The organism is Flavobacterium calami, from assembly GCF_038290035.1.
Classification (GTDB): Bacteria; Bacteroidota; Bacteroidia; order Flavobacteriales; family Flavobacteriaceae; genus Flavobacterium; species Flavobacterium calami.
Genome location: NZ_JBBYHS010000014.1, coordinates 1 through 18,706 on the forward strand (window position 1 = coordinate 1; position 18,706 = coordinate 18,706).

At 35.4% G+C, this 18,706-nt stretch carries 17 protein-coding genes; 6 read left to right on the forward strand and 11 right to left on the reverse strand.

Annotated features, from left to right (window positions below; all coding sequences use genetic code 11):
- Positions 1–100 precede the first annotated feature (100 nt).
- The 5 genes from AAEO57_RS13690 to AAEO57_RS13710 form a co-directional block, all read right to left on the reverse strand.
- Positions 101–505: a hypothetical protein gene (locus AAEO57_RS13690; RefSeq protein ID WP_341693547.1), complete on the reverse strand. Its 405-nt coding sequence runs from the start codon at positions 503–505 to the stop codon at positions 101–103.
- 243 nt (positions 506–748) lie between these two features.
- Positions 749–2,188, reverse strand: coding sequence for a TolC family protein (locus AAEO57_RS13695; RefSeq protein WP_341693550.1), 1,440 nt, complete (start codon positions 2,186–2,188; stop codon positions 749–751).
- Positions 2,181–5,348: an efflux RND transporter permease subunit gene (locus AAEO57_RS13700; RefSeq protein ID WP_341693552.1), complete on the reverse strand. Its 3,168-nt coding sequence runs from the start codon at positions 5,346–5,348 to the stop codon at positions 2,181–2,183. The genes AAEO57_RS13695 and AAEO57_RS13700 overlap by 8 nt, the downstream gene beginning before the upstream one ends.
- Before the next feature lie 115 nt (positions 5,349–5,463).
- Complete coding sequence (locus tag AAEO57_RS13705) at positions 5,464–6,543, reverse strand: efflux RND transporter periplasmic adaptor subunit (protein WP_341693554.1); 1,080 nt, start codon at positions 6,541–6,543, stop codon at positions 5,464–5,466.
- A gap of 174 nt (positions 6,544–6,717) precedes the next feature.
- Complete coding sequence (locus tag AAEO57_RS13710) at positions 6,718–7,098, reverse strand: hypothetical protein (RefSeq protein ID WP_341693556.1); 381 nt, start codon at positions 7,096–7,098, stop codon at positions 6,718–6,720.
- Positions 7,099–7,597: 499 nt separating this feature from the next.
- On the opposite strand from AAEO57_RS13710, the gene AAEO57_RS13715 reads away from it, so the two are divergent.
- The 5 genes from AAEO57_RS13715 (at position 7,598) to AAEO57_RS13735 (ending at position 12,248) form a co-directional block, all read left to right on the forward strand.
- A complete protein-coding gene (locus AAEO57_RS13715) occupies positions 7,598–8,098 on the forward strand; it encodes a tetratricopeptide repeat protein (protein ID WP_341693559.1) in 501 nt (166 codons plus the stop codon).
- 223 nt (positions 8,099–8,321) lie between these two features.
- Complete coding sequence (locus AAEO57_RS13720) at positions 8,322–9,281, forward strand: ion channel (protein WP_341693561.1); 960 nt, start codon at positions 8,322–8,324, stop codon at positions 9,279–9,281.
- 72 nt (positions 9,282–9,353) lie between these two features.
- On the forward strand, positions 9,354–10,253 hold the full coding sequence (locus tag AAEO57_RS13725; protein ID WP_341693563.1) for a MerR family transcriptional regulator: 900 nt from the start codon (positions 9,354–9,356) through the stop codon (positions 10,251–10,253).
- Between the two features lie 62 nt (positions 10,254–10,315).
- Positions 10,316–10,783 carry an SRPBCC family protein gene (locus tag AAEO57_RS13730; protein ID WP_341693565.1) on the forward strand — a complete coding sequence of 156 codons (468 nt, stop codon included), beginning with the start codon at positions 10,316–10,318 and terminating at the stop codon, positions 10,781–10,783.
- A gap of 169 nt (positions 10,784–10,952) precedes the next feature.
- Positions 10,953–12,248 carry a cryptochrome/photolyase family protein gene (locus AAEO57_RS13735; RefSeq protein WP_341693568.1) on the forward strand — a complete coding sequence of 432 codons (1,296 nt, stop codon included), beginning with the start codon at positions 10,953–10,955 and terminating at the stop codon, positions 12,246–12,248.
- A gap of 141 nt (positions 12,249–12,389) precedes the next feature.
- Here the strand turns inward: AAEO57_RS13735 and AAEO57_RS13740 are convergent, their stop codons facing one another.
- A complete protein-coding gene (locus tag AAEO57_RS13740; protein WP_341693570.1) occupies positions 12,390–13,694 on the reverse strand; it encodes an ABC1 kinase family protein in 1,305 nt (434 codons plus the stop codon).
- Positions 13,691–14,353: a TetR family transcriptional regulator C-terminal domain-containing protein gene (locus AAEO57_RS13745; protein ID WP_341693572.1), complete on the reverse strand. Its 663-nt coding sequence runs from the start codon at positions 14,351–14,353 to the stop codon at positions 13,691–13,693. Before AAEO57_RS13745 ends, AAEO57_RS13740 begins: the two co-directional genes overlap by 4 nt.
- Positions 14,354–14,451: 98 nt before the next feature.
- Here AAEO57_RS13745 and AAEO57_RS13750 point away from each other — a divergent pair, with 98 nt between their 5' ends.
- Positions 14,452–15,363 carry a TIGR01777 family oxidoreductase gene (locus tag AAEO57_RS13750; protein ID WP_341693574.1) on the forward strand — a complete coding sequence of 304 codons (912 nt, stop codon included), beginning with the start codon at positions 14,452–14,454 and terminating at the stop codon, positions 15,361–15,363.
- Between the two features lie 8 nt (positions 15,364–15,371).
- On the opposite strand, the gene AAEO57_RS13755 is transcribed toward AAEO57_RS13750, so the two are convergent.
- From AAEO57_RS13755 to AAEO57_RS13770, 4 genes are all read right to left on the reverse strand, one after another.
- Positions 15,372–15,938: a YceI family protein gene (locus AAEO57_RS13755; RefSeq protein ID WP_341693575.1), complete on the reverse strand. Its 567-nt coding sequence runs from the start codon at positions 15,936–15,938 to the stop codon at positions 15,372–15,374.
- A 304-nt stretch (positions 15,939–16,242) separates the two neighbouring features.
- Positions 16,243–16,575 carry a hypothetical protein gene (locus tag AAEO57_RS13760; protein ID WP_341693577.1) on the reverse strand — a complete coding sequence of 111 codons (333 nt, stop codon included), beginning with the start codon at positions 16,573–16,575 and terminating at the stop codon, positions 16,243–16,245.
- Position 16,576: 1 nt separating this feature from the next.
- Positions 16,577–17,125 (reverse strand): acyl-CoA thioesterase, encoded by a 549-nt coding sequence (locus AAEO57_RS13765; RefSeq protein WP_341693579.1) that lies wholly within the window; start codon positions 17,123–17,125, stop codon positions 16,577–16,579.
- Between the two features lie 48 nt (positions 17,126–17,173).
- Positions 17,174–18,547, reverse strand: coding sequence for a DNA recombination protein RmuC (locus tag AAEO57_RS13770; RefSeq protein ID WP_341693581.1), 1,374 nt, complete (start codon positions 18,545–18,547; stop codon positions 17,174–17,176).
- Positions 18,548–18,706 lie beyond the last annotated feature (159 nt).

An 18,706-nucleotide genomic window follows, 5' to 3' on the forward strand; every position in this document is an offset into this window, starting at 1 on the left:
ATTCGTAATATTGATTTACGAACATAATAATCATTTCAAATCGTCACGCTCTAAAATGACTCTTAAAATACAGATTTACAATAATTTCAAAGAACTTATTTTAATTTTTAGTGGACACTAGTGTTAATGTATATATAATAATAGCATATAACAAAGAGAGTAGCATTGATAGTCTTGAACTTTCAAAGAATTGTTTTAAAGGTAAGAATCTATTATTTTCGGAAGAAACATTCTTCCTATATAATCTTTTTGTTATGATTCTAAAAGTAATGCCCAAAAAAGCAATTGCAATAAGCATTAGAGAAATTTTATTCCAATTAGGAGCTGTCTTTTCAATTTGATTAATTAATAGCCAAATACATGTTGAAATTCCTCCAAATAATGCCCAAATAGTCCAACCAGGTTTTGTTTCTTCTTTTTCTATTTGTGAAATTTCTTCATTAAGAAAAGACAGTAATTGTGAACGTTGTTCAGATACTAAATCCTCAGTAGTTTTTTTTTTCAAAATATTAATATTAAAAGTTAGATATAGAAATACCAGTGACTAATATTTAAAATTATAATTGTTATATAATTTTATTTTTCTCCAATAACAAAGTTGCTAATTATACTGAACTTCATTCAGCTAATATAACAATCTTATTATTACAAAAGAAAATCAACATTCAAATCATCCACAAAAAAAACCTCCCGAAAAAATTACTTTCCGGGAGGTTCAATCCTACAACTATTAATATAAAAAATGATATTATTTCCAGCCTCCGCCTAAGTCTTTGTAGACATAAACTGCTGCATTAAGCTGTTCTTTTTTGGTGTCAATCAATTCTAATTTTGATTCTAAAGCGTCACGCTGTGTCATCAAAACTTCGAAATAATCTACTCGTGCCGACTTAAACAAGTCATTCGAAACCTCGATCGATTTATTTAAGGCGTCCACCTGCTGTGATTTTAAATCGTAGCTTTTCTGTAAATTATCAATTTTAGAAAGCTGATTCGAAACTTCCAGATACGCATTCAAAATCGTACGATCGTAGTTGTACAAAGCCTGAAGCTGTCTGGCATTGGCACTTGAAAACTCAGCCTTGATTGCGTTTCTGTTAATCAATGGTGCTGCAAGATCTCCTGCCAGCGAGTACAAAATCGACTCCGGAAACGTGAATAAATAAGACGGTTTAAAAGCCTGTACACCAAAAGCTGCCGAAATATCAAGCGAAGGATAGAATTCGGCGCGGGCTACTTTTACATCTAATTTGGCTGCAACGAGTTCTAATTCGGCTTGCTTAACATCCGGGCGGTTCATCAATAACTGAGACGGAATTCCAGAGTTCACTTCCGCAGGCAATAAGGTCAAAAAGTTACTATTGGTTCTTTTTACTTCCTGCGGATATCTACCTAATAAGAAATTGATTTTATTCTCGTTTTCTTTAATTTTCTGAAGGATATCAAACTCTAAACTTTTCGCAGTTAAAACCTCAGCCTGAAACTTCTGTACACCAAGTTCTGTAGCCCTGGCGGCCTGTTTCTGAATTTTTACGATTTCTAAAGCATTCGTCTGCAATTCGATGGTTTGTTTTACAATTTCCAACTGACTGTCTAAAGCCAATAACTCGTAATACGAATCGGCTACCTCAGCAATCAGATTGGTAATTACAAAGTTTTTCCCTTCTACGGTTGCGAGATAACGGTTTACTGCCGCTTTTTTAGAATTGCGTAGTTTTTTCCAGATATCTACTTCCCAGTTGGCATAAGCTGCAATGGTAAAATCACCCAATGGATCCGGAGTTTCTACTCCCGGTTTTATTTCGGTAGTCGCATCACCCGCACCCTGACTGGTGTAGCGCCCTACTTTTTCTACTCCTGCACCGGCACGTACGCCAACAGACGGCAGTAAAAGTCCTTTTTTAACACGGATATCATTTTTTGCAATTTCGATTTCCTGCAGTGTAATGTTTAACTCCTGATTGTTTTTTAAGGCTGCATCAATTAAGTCAATCAGATTTTGGTCCTTAAAAAATGTTCTCCATTTCATGGAACCCGTATTAACTGTATCCAGGTTTTTGGCTGCTCCAAAAGATTCCGGAACAGAGGCACTTGCAGTTGATGTCTCGGCTACAGGGGCTTTACAGCCCACTATAGCAAGACAAAGACCTAATGCAATACTATATTGATATGCTTTGAATTTATACATGATTATTGTCAATTTCTTCAGTTAATGGATTTTCTTCTTCATGTTTCACCAGCTTGTATTTCTCTGCTATTTTACCAAAAATGTAATACAGACCCGGAATCACAAATACTCCGCAAATGGTTCCGATAAGCATTCCTCCTGCTGCTGCGGTACCAATGGTTCTGTTTCCAATTTTACCCGGACCAGTCGCAAAAGCAAGCGGCAATAATCCGGCGATAAACGCAAACGAAGTCATCAAAATAGGACGAAAACGAGCTTTTGAACCTTCCATAGCTGCTTCCAAAACTGATTTTCCTGCGGCATGCCTTTGAATGGCAAATTCCACAATCAATACAGCATTTTTACCCAAGAGACCAATAAGCATTACCATGGCTACCTGCGCATAAATGTTGTTTTCTAATCCTGCGAATTTCAACAGAAGGAAAGCTCCAAAAATACCCGCCGGCAGTGAAAGAATTACAGATAATGGTAAAATGAAACTTTCGTATTGCGCTGCTAAAACCAAATACACGAATCCTAAACAGATTAAGAATACCCAGATGGCCTGATTGCCCTGAGCCACCTCATCGGCAGAGATACCTGCCCAGTCAATATCATAACCCCTTGGCAGTTTTTTGGCAGCCACTTCCTGAATCACTTTAATCGCTGTTCCGGAGCTGTACCCCATAGCAGGACCACCACTAATCTCTGTAGAAGTGTACATATTGTGTCTCGTAATTTCTGAAAGACCATATACTTTTTCCAGTTTCATAAAGGCCGAAAACGGTACCATTTCATCACGGTCATTTTTTACATACAATTTCAGAATATCATCCGGCTGAGCACGGTATTCCGGTGCAGCCTGAACGATAACTTTATAGTTGATTCCGTATTTAATGAAACTGATTTCGTAGTTACTTCCCACAAGGGTTGACAAAGTATTCATCGCATTTTCGATAGAAACCCCCTTTTGCTGCGCCAGATCATTATCAACTTTCATCATGTACTGAGGAAAACTCGCACTAAAAAAACTGAATACGTTGGTTAATTCAGGACGTTTGTTTAGTTCTTCAACAAATTCTTTATTAACTTCTTCCAGTTTTTTAAAATCACTTGTACCTGTTTTATCGAGCAAACGTAGCTCAAATCCTCCTGCTGCTCCATATCCCGGAACTGCCGGTGGCTGGAAAAATTCGATATTGGCACCTGGAATGTCTTTCGACTTTTCTTCGAGTTCAATCATAATCTCCTGAACGGATTGTTTTCTGTCATTCCAGTCTTTCAGGTTGATCAGACAGGTTCCGGCATTGGCTCCGGTCCCTTCTGTCAGGATTTCATAACCAGCCAATGATGAAACCGATTTTACTCCTTCTATACCTTCGGCCACTTTTTGCAATTGCTCGGCAATATTATTGGTCCTTTCTAATGATGAACCCGGAGGTGTCTGGATAATCGCATAAAACATTCCCTGATCCTCATTCGGAATAAACCCTGAAGGAACCGAACCGCTTATTAGCCATGTTCCGGCGCAAAATCCAAGAAGTGCAATAACTGTTACCGCTCTTCGGTTTACAATTTTTGCCAGTACATTTTGGTATTTGCCCTGCGCCAGATTAAATTTATTGTTGAAACCATCAATAAATCTGTTTACCGGAGTTTTCTTTTTCGGTTTACCGTGATTATTTTTCAGCATCATCGCACAAAGTGCCGGTGTTAAAGTCAAAGCCACAATACCCGAAAGTATAATTGCCGTTGCCATTGTAATCGAGAACTGTCGATAGAAAACTCCCACAGGGCCAGACATAAACGCAACCGGAATAAATACTGCCGCCATTAAGAACGTAATAGCAATAATTGCCCCCGCAATTTCGTGCATTGCTTTTTTAGTAGCTTTAAATGGCGACAGATGTTCTTCTTCCATCTTGGCGTGGACAGCTTCGATAACGACAATCGCATCATCGACGACGACTCCAATTGCCAATACTAAAGCAAATAACGTAATTAAATTCAGTGAAATATCGAAGAAGGTCATGAACACAAATGTTCCCACCAGTGAAACCGGAACCGCAATTGCCGGAATAACCGTAGAACGCCAGTCTCCAAGGAAAAGGAATACTACCAGTCCTACCAGAATAAAGGCTTCTACCAAAGTGTGGATTACTTTTTCTATAGAAGCATCAAGGAATTTCGAAACGTCATATGAAATTTCATAATCCATTCCTTTTGGGAATTTGGTTTTAAGTTTTTCCAGTTTGGCTTTTACGTCTTCAATAACCTGATTAGCGTTACTTCCAAAAGACTGTTTTAATACGATTGCTGCAGATGGTTTTCCGTTCAGGTTCGAATAAATATCGTACATCGAACTTCCGAATTCAATAGTCGCAATATCTTTTAAACGTAAAAGCTCTCCATTAGGATTAGATCTTACGACAACATTTCCGTATTGTTCTTTGGTTGTAAAACGCCCTGAATATTTCAGTACATATTCAAATGCCTGAGAACGCTTACCGGAACTCTCACCTGTTTTACCAGGCGAAGCTTCTAAACTCTGGCTGGACAAGGCCTCCATTACCTCTTCGGCAGAAATTTTATAGGCCAGCATTCGGTCCGGTTTCAGCCAGATACGCATGGCATATTCACGTGTTCCTAAGATATCTCCGGAACCTACACCGTTTACCCTTTTTAATTCTGACAGTATATTGATATCTGCATAATTGTAAAGGAACTTCATATCGGTATTTTTATCCGTACTGTAAAGATTCACGTACATCAGCATACTCGGTACCTCACGGGTAATTTTCACTCCTTCTCTCACGACCAAAGGAGGCAATTTATTGGTTACCGAAGCCACACGGTTCTGAACATTAACCGCAGCCTGATTCGGATCTGTACCCAGATTGAAAACCAGCTGAATACTGGCTTCACCGTCATTTCCTGCATCAGAAGTCATATATTTCATTCCCGGAACACCATTCAGGGCTCTTTCCAACGGAATAATAACCGACTTAATCATCAATTCTCCATTCGATCCCGGATAATCTACAGTGATATTTACCATTGGAGGAGAAATCGAAGGAAACTGTGTAATCGGTAAATTTAGCACCGATAATATTCCTAAAAAGACAATAATCAGCGATATTACGATCGACAGTACAGGTCTTTGTATAAATTTATTAAACATCTGTTTGTTTTTTTAATTGATTGAACTAAAAGAAAGTTTAAAATCGTTTCAGGTTTCAAGTTTCAAGTTTAAGCTCAACTTGAAACCTGAAACTTGAAACAACAAAAACAAAAACCTACTCAGCTTTTAATCGTAAATTGTTGATTACCTTTTGCGGAGCGATATAACCGTAATTGATTTTATCATCTTCTTTTACTTTCTGAACTCCTTCAAGCAAAATTTTATCATTTTCGGTAAGTCCGCTGTTGATTACATATAAATCCGGGATTTCGCCTGTAATCGTGATTTCTTTTGAACTCACTTTGTTGTTTTTACCAACTACGAATACGTATTTTTTATCCTGAATTTCATAAGTTGCTTTTTGCGGAATCACAATAGCATTTTTCAACGGAACCAGCATCTGAACTTTTCCGGTTTCTCCGTTTCTAAGCAGTTTCCCATTATTGGCAAATCTGGCCCTGAACGCAATATTTCCGGTTTCATTATCAAATTCACTTTCAATAAGTTCTACTTTTCCTTTGTATTTAAAAGATTCTCCATTAGCCAGAAGTAAGTTTACATTGTTCCCGGCACGGTCTTTTACATTAGTCTGATATTGCAGGTATTCCGGCTCAGATACATTAAAATAAGCAAACATCTGGGAGTTGTCAGAAAGGCTTGTCATCAATTCGCCTTCATCAATAAGACTTCCTAATTTTAACGGAATACGGTCAATCGTGCCGTCAAAAGGCGCCCTGATTTCGGTAAATGACAAATGAAGTTTTGCCAGTGCCACCTCTGCTTTTGCTGATTGCAGTTTTGCCTGGGCAACACTCAGTTCGTTTTTAGAAACGATATTTTTATCTGCCAGGGTTTTGGCGTTTAAAACTTCTATTTCTGCAGATTTTTGCTCTGCCTGCGCTTTCAGCAATTCTGCCTGATACATGTTTGGCATAATTCTGAACAACAACTGGCCTGCCTTTACAAACTGACCTTCATCCACATAAATGTTTTGTAAAAACCCTTTTTCCTGGGCACGGATTTCAATGTTTCGTACAGAACGAATCTGCGAAACATATTCTTTGGTAAACGAAGTATCAATTTTTACAGGATTGGTTACCGTAAATTTTTCTGCTTCCTCTTTTTCTTCTTTTTTAGATGTACAACTGGTTAGGCACACTAAGGCAATTAAGCCTGTGAAAACAATTCTTTTCATGATTTAAGTATGGAAATTAAGCGATTGAATGCTTGGAATGCAAAGATTCCCTTAGAGATAAAAAAGCATCAGTAACCATAGTCAGAACAGAACTGTCCCATGTGAAGAAATAAAAAATACACATCACGAGATATGAACATGCTCATAACTCAGGCAACCGATGTATAGGTTTTATCAGATTCTTAAAACGCGCTGCGTGATGTAAATAGGATTTGAATAGCCACAGAATGGCACGAAGAATTTGAAATGGCTGTGATAATTAAACGTAATCTGATCTGAAAATGCCAGATACCAATTATCAAGAAGACTGTAATTTGAAGTAAAAACTTTACTGCTTAAATCACTTTTAAGAGTATCGCCGCCCTGGAATTCCTCATCAAGGTCAACGTCAGCTTCTTCAAGGATAGAACTGCCCTGCTCGTGTGTGATATACTTTACACGGTGCTTGTGTTCGTAATTGTGATGAGGATTTTGGTGTGTACCGGCATTAACATATTGCCCTCCGCCCAGCAGAAGGAAATTCATAAAGACCAGAAAAACAATTATTCTTCTCATATTGGTTGCGAAAGTAAGCAAAGAATCCAAACAAAAAAATAAATTTTAATAAGGTTTAACAACTAGAAATATACGAAAACGTTTTCTTTTGTTCCTCCCGATTTTAGTGATACCAATTTTCAGATTTAATTTGTAAAGAATAGAAGACTTTTTCTTTGAAGTAAGTCGAAAGTCTGAATTCGTAAAGCCGAAAGAATTAATATTACAAATAATTACTCATAATCAATACGTTATAAAATTAAAAACACGGCATTATTCTATTATTATTACTTAAATTATCTCGAAAAACTGAAGCCTTATGTTTTAATTACAAACATTTCACCATCATATACATAAGAAGAATAAAATCAATAATCATAATGCTATCGTCAAGAGTTAATATACAACTATACACAAAACTTAATTCTTCCTTTTCATTTTTTTAAGCAAAAGACTTAGTCTTACAAAAGAAATATTTCTATATTCGTTTCATATTAATTTAAACCCCAAATTAGTTTTTATGAAACACCTATTACTTACTTTATTTTTTATGGTGACCTGCTCAGTATGGTCACAATCGGCAAATGATTATTTCGATAAAGCAATGAAAAAAGCTGAAACAGGAAACACAAAAGGCGCAATTGCTGACTATACTAAGGCAATCAGCAAAAATCCTAAATTTGTAGAAGCTTATCAAAACCGAGGCGTTGCCAAATTCAAACTGAATGATTTACAAGGAGCTTTAACCGATTTTAATAAAACGCTGGAATTAGACGATTTTAATTCCGGGGCTTATTCAGGAAGAGCAAATGTAAATTACAAATTAATGAATTATCCTGATGTTATAAAGGATTGTACAATGTCAATAAGTATAAACCCAAAAGACTATGTAGCTTACAACCTTAGGGCTTTGGCTTACAACAAATCTGGTGACAAGAAAAATTGTTGCAAGGATTTCTCAAAAGCAATAGAATTAGGCAGCCAGAGCGCTATTAAAAACAAAGCTACTTTCTGCAAATAAAAAACATCGGCTATTAAATCACACAAAGCAATCTGTAAAAAAAGTAAATTTTACAGATTGCTTTTTTTATATAAAAACCACAACTAATTTAATCTACTAAAATTGCTGTAATTCATAGCATAGTATAAGTTTTTTTTGCACTGAAGGGCTTCGACTCCGCTCAGCCTGACAATTTATAATTACAATAAAAGATATCCTTACATTTGTCCAAATTAAAAAACGAATGGCTCTTTTAAGAAAAATAAACCATAATGTCCAAACAGATCAAAACTCAGGTTTTGGTACCAATGCAAGCAGTTACGGTGGAAGATTTGTAAACAAAAACGGAACCCCGAATATCGAAAAAAGAGGCATGCATTTGTTGCGCCGAATCAGCTGGTATCATACTATGATTGATATGCCCAACTGGAAATTCATGCTTATTCTGTTTACATTTTATATCGTAATCAATTTTATTTTTGCCATTCTTTATTACGCAATCGGAATTGAACATCTTGACGGAATTGCCCAATCACAAAGTGTATGGACACAATTTGGACAGGCTTATTTTTTTAGTGCACAAACTTTTACCACCGTTGGCTATGGTCACATTAGTCCGACAGGTTTTTTAACCAGTGTTCTTTCTTCTGCTGAAGCCTTAATTGGCCTTTTAAGTTTTGCTATTGCAACAGGTTTGTTCTTTGGAAGATTCAGCAAACCGACTGCTTTTTTAAAATTTTCTCATCATGCTTTGATTTCACCTTATGGGGAAGGCAAAGGATTAATGATTCGGCTTGTTCCTTTTAAAAACACCAATTTTACAGATGCCAAAGCAAAAGTAACGCTTGGAATGACCGTAGAAGAAAATGGTAAAATGACGAATAAATTTTACAATCTGGAATTAGAATTAGACAGAATTAATGCGCTTTCATTAAGCTGGACATTAGTTCATCCCATTACAGAAAACAGTCCTTTATATAATTTTACCGAAGAAGATTTCAGAAGAATTCACGGTGAAATTTTAGTATTCATTACCACTTTCGATGATATGTTTAGTAATACCGTTGCTGCCAGAACTTCTTATACTTTTGATGAAGTTGTGTATGGAGCCAAATTTCAGACCATGTACAACCGAAGCAAAGACGGTTCTAAAACGATTTTACACCTGGATATGCTAAACGATTTTGAGCGAATAACCTTCTAATACTATCATTTTAAGCGTTCCTTCAGGGTTTTTTCAGATTTTATTCTATTTTTGTTTATCCAATTACAAAAAATGATAAACAATATAAAGACCGTTTTCAGTATAAAAGATCTTGAAAACTTATCCGGCATCAAAGCGCACACCATCCGTATATGGGAGAAAAGGTACAATGTCCTTGAACCCATGCGTACCGACACCAATATTAGGTTGTATAATATTGCAAGTTTACAAAAACTCTTAAACATTACGCTTCTTCATGAATATGGATACAAAATATCTAAGATAGCTACTTTTCCGGAAGAAAAAATTCCGCAGCTTGTTCGCGAAATTACTTCCAGAAAAAATTCAACAAATTACGCTATCAATTCTTTTAAGATGGCCATGATGAATTTTGATCAGGAATTGTTTTTTAACACATTCGACTGGCTCATTTCAGAGAAATCATTTCAGGAAGTTTTTAAGGACCATTTCCTGCCCTTGCTAAAAGAATTAGGATTATTATGGCAATCTCAAACCATAAGTCCTGCCAATGAACACTTCATGACCAATCTGATTAAGCAAAAAATATTAATTTACACTGAAAGTCTTCAAATTCTGAAACCCACCAGAACCGATAAGGTATTTGTGCTTTCACTACCAATGAATGAAGTACACCAGATTGGTCTTCTTTACATTCAGTACGAAATTTTATTAAGGGGTTACAAAGCGATTTATTTAGGCGAGAGCATGCCGATAGAAAATCTTCAGGATCTTACCAGACATTTCAATTCAATAGCTTTTGTTACCTTTATGACTATTCAGCCTGATCCCAATTTTGTCAATCAGTATGTAAAACAGATGGAACAAAAATTACTTTCTGAAAACAATGAAATATGGCTCATGGGAAAAATGACCAAAAATATAAACAGAGAAAATCTGTCTAAACGAACATTTGTTTTTGACTCAATGGATGAAACCATCCTGAAACTGTAACTTTTACGGTTTCATACAATTAAGTAAACAAGTCAATTCCGGGCTAAGCAATTACTATAGTTATGAAGTTATACAAAATAGAAACCGTACAATACATCAATACCAGCGTTGAAGAATGCTGGGATTTTTTTTCGAGTCCTAAAAACCTGCAAATCATAACTCCCGACAACATGAGTTTTGAAATTCAGTATTTTGATGGTAAACGAATGTATCAAGGACAAATTATAACGTATACTTTAAAACCTCTTTTGGGAATTAAAATTTCGTGGGTTACCGAAATTACAGCCTCCAAAGAGAATCAGTATTTTATAGACATTCAGCGCTTTGGCCCCTATAAATTATGGCATCATAAACATTTCTTTGAAGCTACAGAAGATGGAAAAACAAAAATGACAGACATTGTGCATTATGCATTGCCACTCGGAATTTTAGGACGTCTCATGAATCGTTTGGTGGTAAAAACCAAACTGAAAGCCATTTTTGAGTATCGCCATCATAAAATAGAAGAATTGTTTAATTCAAAATTATAATTGCAGATTTTAGTTTGAACACATAGATTCTCTTTGTGGTTAAAGGCGTTTCACTTTACGAAAACACATAAGTAATTATTCCCAAATGTGTTTCTCTTAGATCCTTTCCAGAAAATTAAAATCTATATTTCTATGTGTTAAAAAAAATATTTAGTGAAAAACTCATACAATGACAAAACCAAAAGTTACTTTTTTCTGGTTCAGACGTGATTTACGATTAGAAGACAATACCGGATTATTTCACGCTTTGCAATCAGATTTTCCTGTGATTCCGCTTTTCATTTTTGATGATGAAATTCTGGACAATCTTCCAAAAAATGATGCCCGAGTGAGTTTTATTTATGACTCCCTTGAAAAGATAAATACTGAACTGAATACTTTAGGATCTTCCATTTTAATTAAAAAAGGAAACACCAAAAACGTCTGGCAATCCCTCATCGGAGAATTTGATATTCAAAACGTTTTTTTCAATAAAGATTATGAACCTTTTGCGATTAAACGTGATTTAGCGATTACCAAATTATTAAAAGAAAACAATATTGAATCTTTCTCTTATAAAGATCATGTAATTTTTGAAGAAAAAGAAATTACAAAAGCAGACGGACTTCCTTACACCGTTTACACACCTTACAAAAATAAATGGCTGGAGAAATATCATTTTTTAGGTTCAGCTCCAGAATATGATAGCAAACCCTACTTTTCAAATTTTTCCAAAATTGAGTTTACATTTCCTGAATTAACCGCAATTGGTTTTGAAAGAAGTACCATAAAAGTACAGCCCCACAACCTGACTCAAATTGCCGATTATAAAGAAACACGGGATTTTCCTGCTTTGGACAGTACTTCTTATCTTTCGCCACATTTGCGTTTTGGAACCGTTAGTATCCGTAAATTAGTGAATTGGGCCAACCGAAAAAATCAGACTTTTTTAAGCGAACTAATCTGGAGGGAATTCTTTATACAAATACTTTTCAGTTTCCCGAATTGTGTCAATCACAATTTCAAACCGGCTTATGACGGGATTCAGTGGCGTAATGATGATGAAGATTTTAAACGCTGGTGTTCCGGAACCACAGGTTATCCAATGGTCGATGCAGGAATGCGCCAGCTAAACGAAACCGGATACATGCACAATCGCGTACGTATGGTTGTGGCGAGCTTTTTATGCAAACATTTATTAATCAACTGGCAATGGGGCGAAGCTTATTTTGCAGAAAAATTATTAGATTTTGAATTAGCCTCCAACGTTGGCAACTGGCAATGGGCTGCCGGAACCGGCTGTGATGCTGCTCCGTATTTCAGGGTTTTTAATCCGGAAATCCAGCAAAAGAAATTTGATGAAAAAGGAATCTACATCCGCAAATGGATTCCTGAATTTGATTTGGGTTATAATGAACCGATGATCGATCATGCTTTTGCAAGGGACCGAGCGATTGCAACTTATAAGGCGGGAATAGTTAAATAAAATAATCAATTTTTAAATTCCAAATTCCAATTGCTTTGCTTAGTCTTGTCAGAAATGACAAAAAAACCTTTGTAAAAATGTAAAACTTTCACAAAGGTTTTCAAAATTGGAATTTGGAATTTTTATATTGGAATTTCTCCTCTAATATTTCAAATAATTCTCAACAACAATCTTCGCTTTCAGATCAAACATCAAATTGTACAAGCCGAAGAAGGTACGGTTCATGTAAATAAAATGCTTGGAACCGCGATTACCGTTCATTTTTTTGAGGTTGGTATCTTCTGAAAAACGTTTTCCTAATTCGGCGATAGCATTGAAGAATTTTTCATCGGAAAAATCAAAAGTCTCTTCCTGAAAAGGTTTCGTAAACAGCGACAATAAATCATGAAACATTGCTGTAAAATATTCAATTTCTGAAGGCGTATCGTCTGCACGAAGGATTTCTAATTCGAATAATTTATCGTTGAAACGATTTTTGTCGGTAATGACATTTTTATTGATCAGTTCGAAATACGGAATGTAAAACTCATTGGGAATTTGCTTCATACAGCCAAAATCCAACGCAATCAGTCGGTTTTGATCGTCTACCAAAAAATTTCCGGGATGAGGATCGGCGTGTACTTTTCGTAAAACATGAATTTGGTACATGTAAAAATCCCAAAGCGCCTGCCCTATTTTATCTCCGGTTACACTATCAAAATCTTTTGCCGTAAACTCCGAAAGGTGAATTCCGGTCATCCAGTCCATCGTAATGATTTTCTCTGAGGAGAATTCCGGATAATAATTCGGGAACAAGATGTTTTCAATTTTACTGCAGGCTTTTACAACTTCCTGGCTTTGTTTTAATTCAAGCAGATAATTGGTTTCTTCGATCAGTTTATCTTCAACTTCCTTAAAATATTTATCAGAATCTTTTCCCTGCAGATTAAACATTCTGATGGCAATTGGTTTTACCAAAGCCAAATCTGACGAAATACTGTTGGCAACACCCGGATACTGAATCTTAACGGCGAGTTTTTTGTCGCCTTTCTTCGCCAGATGCACCTGTCCGATGCTTGCTGCGTTAACAGAATTGGCATTGAATTCGTCAAAGATTTCATAAGGCGTTTTGCCAAAATTACTTTTGAACGTCTTTAAAACCAAAGGTGCCGAAAGCGGCGGAACAGAAAACTGTGACAACGAAAATTTCTCTACATACGCCTGAGGCAAAAAGTTTTTGTCCATGCTCAGCATTTGGGCAACTTTCAGTGCGCTTCCTTTTAGGCTTTTTAATCCGTCGTAAATGTCTTCGGCATTGTTTTCATTGAGTTTATCCCGGGTCAAATCAGGATTAACTATTTTTTCGGCATAATGTTTAACATAATTAACTCCAATTTTAGCTCCAGTCTGAACCAGTTTTCCGGCCCTTTCTATTTTTGAAGTTGGTATATAATCGATTGTTTTCATGATTTGCTGTATATTTTTTCCTTGAACAGAAATTTCCCTAAATCTATAAGGTGATTCATTGGTCCTACATTCATTAATTCGAAGGAAGCATTGACCGATTTCTCGATAAAAATATCTGTTTTTTCAAAAGCTGCCGATTCATCGTCTTTCCAGAATTTTATCGTAAGCATCAATTGAACCCAGGCGCTTTCCTGAATGGCTTTCTCCTGAAACTTTTGCAGTTTTTCAACTTCAAGCCTGTAATCATCTGTCAGGATTTCAGAAACATATTCTTTAAAACTATCTCTGAGTGAAGTAAGCTGAACCAAATTTTTCAATGGGTTTCTGTCCAGTTTTAGCGATTGCAAAACATAGCTTCTGTTGGCAGTTAATATTTCGAAAAATGTGAAATAAAAGCTCAGCATTTTGTTCTTCATATCGTATTCTGAATAATCTGAGTTTTTATGAAGCAGATCAACTGTGTTGACAAAAAACAATCTGAAAATTTCTTTTTCCAAACCTTCCAATGTTCCAAAAAACGCATAAAATTCGGCCTCTGTAAAATCATTTTCTTTGGCAAAATGATAAACCGATTTTGGTTTCTGGCCTTTTTCCAAAACTTCATTCATGTATATTGAAACGATATCTTCTTTACTGATTACCTTCTTTTTAGCAGCCATTTCTTTTAAATTTAGAATTTGCCCTAAAGGTAAGCAATGTTTAAGTATCTTTACAGATGCTTAAACAGCTGACACTGTTAAATATATTATAAACTATCATGGCTAAAAACGTCTTATTAACCGGAGGAACCGGGTTCATTGGCAAACATCTTACCAGTGTACTGATTGCTAATGGTTTTTCGGTATCTGTTTTAAGCAGAAGCCCTCGAAAAAGCGCTGATTTTATTACGTATTACCAATGGAATCCGGATCGTAATTATATTGATGAAAATGCCGTTTTAAATGCCGATTTCATTATTCATCTCGCAGGCGAAGGAATTGTAGAAAAGCGCTGGACAGAGAAACGTAAAAAAGCCATTATAGAGAGCCGTATCAAGCCCATTGAACTTATTCATTCGGTTTTACAAAAACACAATAAATTTCCGGAAGCTTTTGTTTCAGCCTCAGCAGTTGGAATTTACGGAGCCGTAACATCTCATGAAATTTGTACCGAAGAGACACCAACAGCAAATGATTTTTTAGGCACCACCTGTCAAATTTGGGAAGATACAGCTGCTAAAATTGAATCATTAGGAATCCGGACTGTAAAAGTCAGAACCGGAATTGTACTGGGAAGAAACGAAGGTTTTCTAAAAAAATTAAAACCCAGCTTTAAATGGGGTTTTGGATCCATTTTAGGAACCGGAAACCAATACGTACCCTGGATTCATATTCAAGATTTGTGTGCTATTTATTTAAAAGCAATTCAGGATAAGGAAACAAGCGGTAGTTATAATGCAACCGTTTTAGATAACACAACCAATGCCATATTATCTAAAACGCTTGCCAATTTATATGGTTATTCTGTGTGGCTGCCCAAAGTTCCGGCTTTTGTTCTTAAATTGATTTTGGGAGAAATGAGTATTGCTGTCCTGACAGGTCAAAGAGTTTCACCGGAAAAGATTAAAAAAACAGGTTTGAAGTTCCAGTTTGAAGATTTAAAAACTGCCCTTTCAGATTGTGTATCCTGACCTCTGATTTATTTCAGGGTCAAAAGCATTTCATCATTTCCTATCACGCCGTTTAACTCAGTACTGACTGTTTTTGCAATTTTTGAAGATATCTTTTCAGGAATTGCAATATCAAAATCAGCAATAGCAATCGGAAAATCAGATTTGATCTGTATTCCCCCATATACTTTTTTTAGCATGGCTTTTACAGCAATTTCTTTGTATTTTCCGCGAATCATCAATTTTCCTTTAATTACATATTCTTTCTCCGTTTCATCAATATCCTTCAAATCAAATTTTGCTATTTTACCTTTAAAAATAGCTTTGGGATAACGGTCACTTTCTACGTAATTTTCATTAAAATGCTGTTTCATCAAATCCAGTTTAAAATGAAAATCTCTCATGACAACAGTACACAATAAAGTACTTGCTTTAGGATCTAAAATAATCATAACCGATCTGTTTACCGCTTTGATTTCCTCAAAATAGGGTACGGTAGCTTCAAAATTTATTATTGCCTTATTTGTAGATATTTTTTCCTGGGCAATAATAGAGCAGGCGGTAAACATTAAAATAAAAAATACAGTTCTTTTCATAATCGTCAGCATTTAAACAATTATGTCATTCGGTTTTTTTATTTGAAAAGAAAGTAATTAAAAAACCGAATGGCGTACTCCGTGAAAAATATAGCAACTCAGTGATTGTATACTTAAAGTTACGAAATAATAAGGAATACGAAAGGCGATTTTATGCTAAATATTTGTGAATCTTTATATTAAAATTACCTGCCTTTCATCAAAGCGTAAAACACATTTACAAGGAATAGCAACTGAGCACAAATAACCATAAACAAGGTTATAAATATTGCCCATCTCATCTTTTCGTTAAAATATATATCCTCTAAAAGAGTTTCAAAATCACCCGGAACTGTTTCCGAATAAGCATAAAAAAACCGGCTGTTAAACAAAAACCTCCAATGGAAATAATTACATGGGCAATTGTCATCCATTTTATCAATGGTAAATTAAATTTTATCAGGGCAAAATATGTAAGTCCTAAAAAGCCATAAACAAATGATAAAAGCAAACCAAAATCTAAATACGAAATAAGCAAATAGGTACTATGAATATTGATATCTAATATCTTTCCGGCATTTGTAAACCCAATTATTAAAAGAAGGATTATAAAAGCTAAAAATATAAAATAAGGTTTGCTGTAAATATATTTTATCATATTAGCCAATTTCAACCAATACATTGTATTTGTCTAAATTTGCCAGATCTTCAATCGAATTTACTTTAGCTTCTCTGGCATGTTCTTCGATTTCTTTTTTAGTTTCAATTTGTTTGATGCATTTTCTAAAGCGGCGCACCTCATCCAGATTCGTCAAAATTAACCCGGGTACCTGAACACTTTTACCTTCTTTATCTTTGGCAACCATCGTGAAATAAGAGGAGTTACAATGTTTGATTACACCCGTCTGAATATGCTCTGCTTCAACACGAATACCCACAATCATCGAACTGCGCCCTACATAATTCACCGATGCTTTCATCGTTACCAGTTCGCCAACTTCAATCGGTTTTAAAAAGTTTACTGTATCCACTGAAGCCGTTACGCAATAATTACCACAAAATTTTGAGGCACATGCAAAGGCAATCTGATCCAGTAATTGTAGAATGTAACCTCCGTGAATTTTTCCGCTGAAATTGGTATGCGATGGCAGCATTAATTCTGAAATACTAATTTTTGATGAAGAAACGGGTCTGAAATCTGTAGTCATTAATCTTGTAATTTATGGTTTTTGTTTGGTTTATTTTAAAATGAAAATTTAATTCAATAATTGGTTTTCATCTGTATTTGAAGCTCTTGCAATAATATTTTCCGGAAGTGTTTTTTTTGCCTTAGCTCCCATTTTTCTTAATTTCTCAACACTCGAAATTAGGTTACCTCTACCCTCCACCAACTTGTTCATGGCGTTTTCGTATTCGGTTTTGGTGTCTTTTATTTTGTTTCCGATTTTGACCAAATCGGCTACAAAACCTTCAAATTTGTCATACAACGCTCCGGCCTGACGTGCAATTTCAAAAGCATTTTCCTGCTGTTTCTGATTGGCCCACATACTGTCAATAGTGCGTAAAGTAGCCAATAAGGTTGTTGGTGTAACAATCACAATATTTCGTGCAAAAGCTTTATTGTACAAAGCCGAATCTTCGTTTAAAGCAATGGCAAAAGCAGGTTCTATCGGAATAAAAAGCAAAACAAAATCCGGACTTTCAATTTGGTACAAATCATGATAATTTTTACTTCCGAGCTGTTCAACATGCCTTTTCAGAGAATTGACGTGTTCTTTCAGGAATTCATTTTTAAGGCTTTCCTCCTCTTCATTTACCCATTTCTCATAAGCCGTTAGAGAAACTTTCGAATCGACAATCATTTTTTTTCCGTCCGGCAGATTAATTACCACATCAGGAAATACGCGATTTCCGTCTATATTGGTAAAACTTTGCTGAACTTCGTATTCTCTTCCTTTTTCCAGCCCTGATTTTTCGAGTACACGCTCTAAAACCAGTTCGCCCCAGTTACCCTGCATTTTACTGTCTCCTTTTAATGCTTTGGTGAGGTTTAAAGTCTCTTTGCTCATCTGAACATTCATTTCGCTTAAACCTAAAATCTGCTGGCGCAGGGCTGCATGGTAATCAATACTTTCTTTATGGGTTTGTTCTACTTTTTGCTCAAAACCCTGAATTTTATCCTGGAGAGGCAAAAGAATATTTTTCATATTTACAGAATTCTGTTCTGTAAATTTTGCCGATTTTTCTTCGAGAATTTTATTGGCTAAATTTTCAAATTCTTTGGTGAATTTTTCCTGTAGCGCTGTTATTTCTGCTTTTTGTTCTTTATGACGCTCCCATAAATTTTCAAAATCAACTTCTTTTTTAGAAAGCTGAATCGCCAGGCTGTCTTTTTCGTTTCGGATATTTTCTTTTTCTGAGTGAAGTAAATGAAGCTGTTTTTCAAAACTGTTTTTTTCAATTTGAAATTGTTCTTTCTGAAATTGAAATTGATTATTTGCTGCATTTAACTTTTCGTTCAGACTCACTTTTTCTGATTCAAATTTAGCCGAAGAGAGTATTCTCCCTAAATAAATCCCGAGGAATACAGCCACAATAAAAACCAATAAAATCGGAAGAATATCCAACATAACTACGTTAATTTTTAAGTAAAAGTACGCAATAATACGTAGTTCTTAATCTTTAAAAATAAAATTTCACGAATTAGTAACCATTCTAAATTAAACAAACAATTCAGTTATTTTTTTAAAAAAAATATTCTTCAACGCAACCATTTTAAAACAATTACA

Bases quoted from the DNA above. Each gene is read 5' to 3' on its own strand.
- AAEO57_RS13715 (WP_341693559.1), top strand. From the start codon at position 7,598: ATGAAACACCTATTACTTACTTTATTTTTTATGGTGACCTGCTCAGTA.
- AAEO57_RS13770 (WP_341693581.1), bottom strand. From the start codon at position 18,547: ATGTTGGATATTCTTCCGATTTTATTGGTTTTTATTGTGGCTGTATTC.
- AAEO57_RS13695 (WP_341693550.1), bottom strand. From the start codon at position 2,188: ATGTATAAATTCAAAGCATATCAATATAGTATTGCATTAGGTCTTTGT.
- AAEO57_RS13720 (WP_341693561.1), top strand. From the start codon at position 8,322: ATGGCTCTTTTAAGAAAAATAAACCATAATGTCCAAACAGATCAAAAC.
- AAEO57_RS13735 (WP_341693568.1), top strand. From the start codon at position 10,953: ATGACAAAACCAAAAGTTACTTTTTTCTGGTTCAGACGTGATTTACGA.
- AAEO57_RS13700 (WP_341693552.1), bottom strand. From the start codon at position 5,348: ATGTTTAATAAATTTATACAAAGACCTGTACTGTCGATCGTAATATCG.
- AAEO57_RS13760 (WP_341693577.1), bottom strand. From the start codon at position 16,575: ATGATAAAATATATTTACAGCAAACCTTATTTTATATTTTTAGCTTTT.
- AAEO57_RS13755 (WP_341693575.1), bottom strand. From the start codon at position 15,938: ATGAAAAGAACTGTATTTTTTATTTTAATGTTTACCGCCTGCTCTATT.
- AAEO57_RS13710 (WP_341693556.1), bottom strand. From the start codon at position 7,098: ATGAGAAGAATAATTGTTTTTCTGGTCTTTATGAATTTCCTTCTGCTG.
- AAEO57_RS13725 (WP_341693563.1), top strand. From the start codon at position 9,354: ATGATAAACAATATAAAGACCGTTTTCAGTATAAAAGATCTTGAAAAC.
- AAEO57_RS13740 (WP_341693570.1), bottom strand. From the start codon at position 13,694: ATGAAAACAATCGATTATATACCAACTTCAAAAATAGAAAGGGCCGGA.
- AAEO57_RS13730 (WP_341693565.1), top strand. From the start codon at position 10,316: ATGAAGTTATACAAAATAGAAACCGTACAATACATCAATACCAGCGTT.
- AAEO57_RS13705 (WP_341693554.1), bottom strand. From the start codon at position 6,543: ATGAAAAGAATTGTTTTCACAGGCTTAATTGCCTTAGTGTGCCTAACC.
- AAEO57_RS13745 (WP_341693572.1), bottom strand. From the start codon at position 14,353: ATGGCTGCTAAAAAGAAGGTAATCAGTAAAGAAGATATCGTTTCAATA.
- AAEO57_RS13750 (WP_341693574.1), top strand. From the start codon at position 14,452: ATGGCTAAAAACGTCTTATTAACCGGAGGAACCGGGTTCATTGGCAAA.
- AAEO57_RS13765 (WP_341693579.1), bottom strand. From the start codon at position 17,125: ATGACTACAGATTTCAGACCCGTTTCTTCATCAAAAATTAGTATTTCA.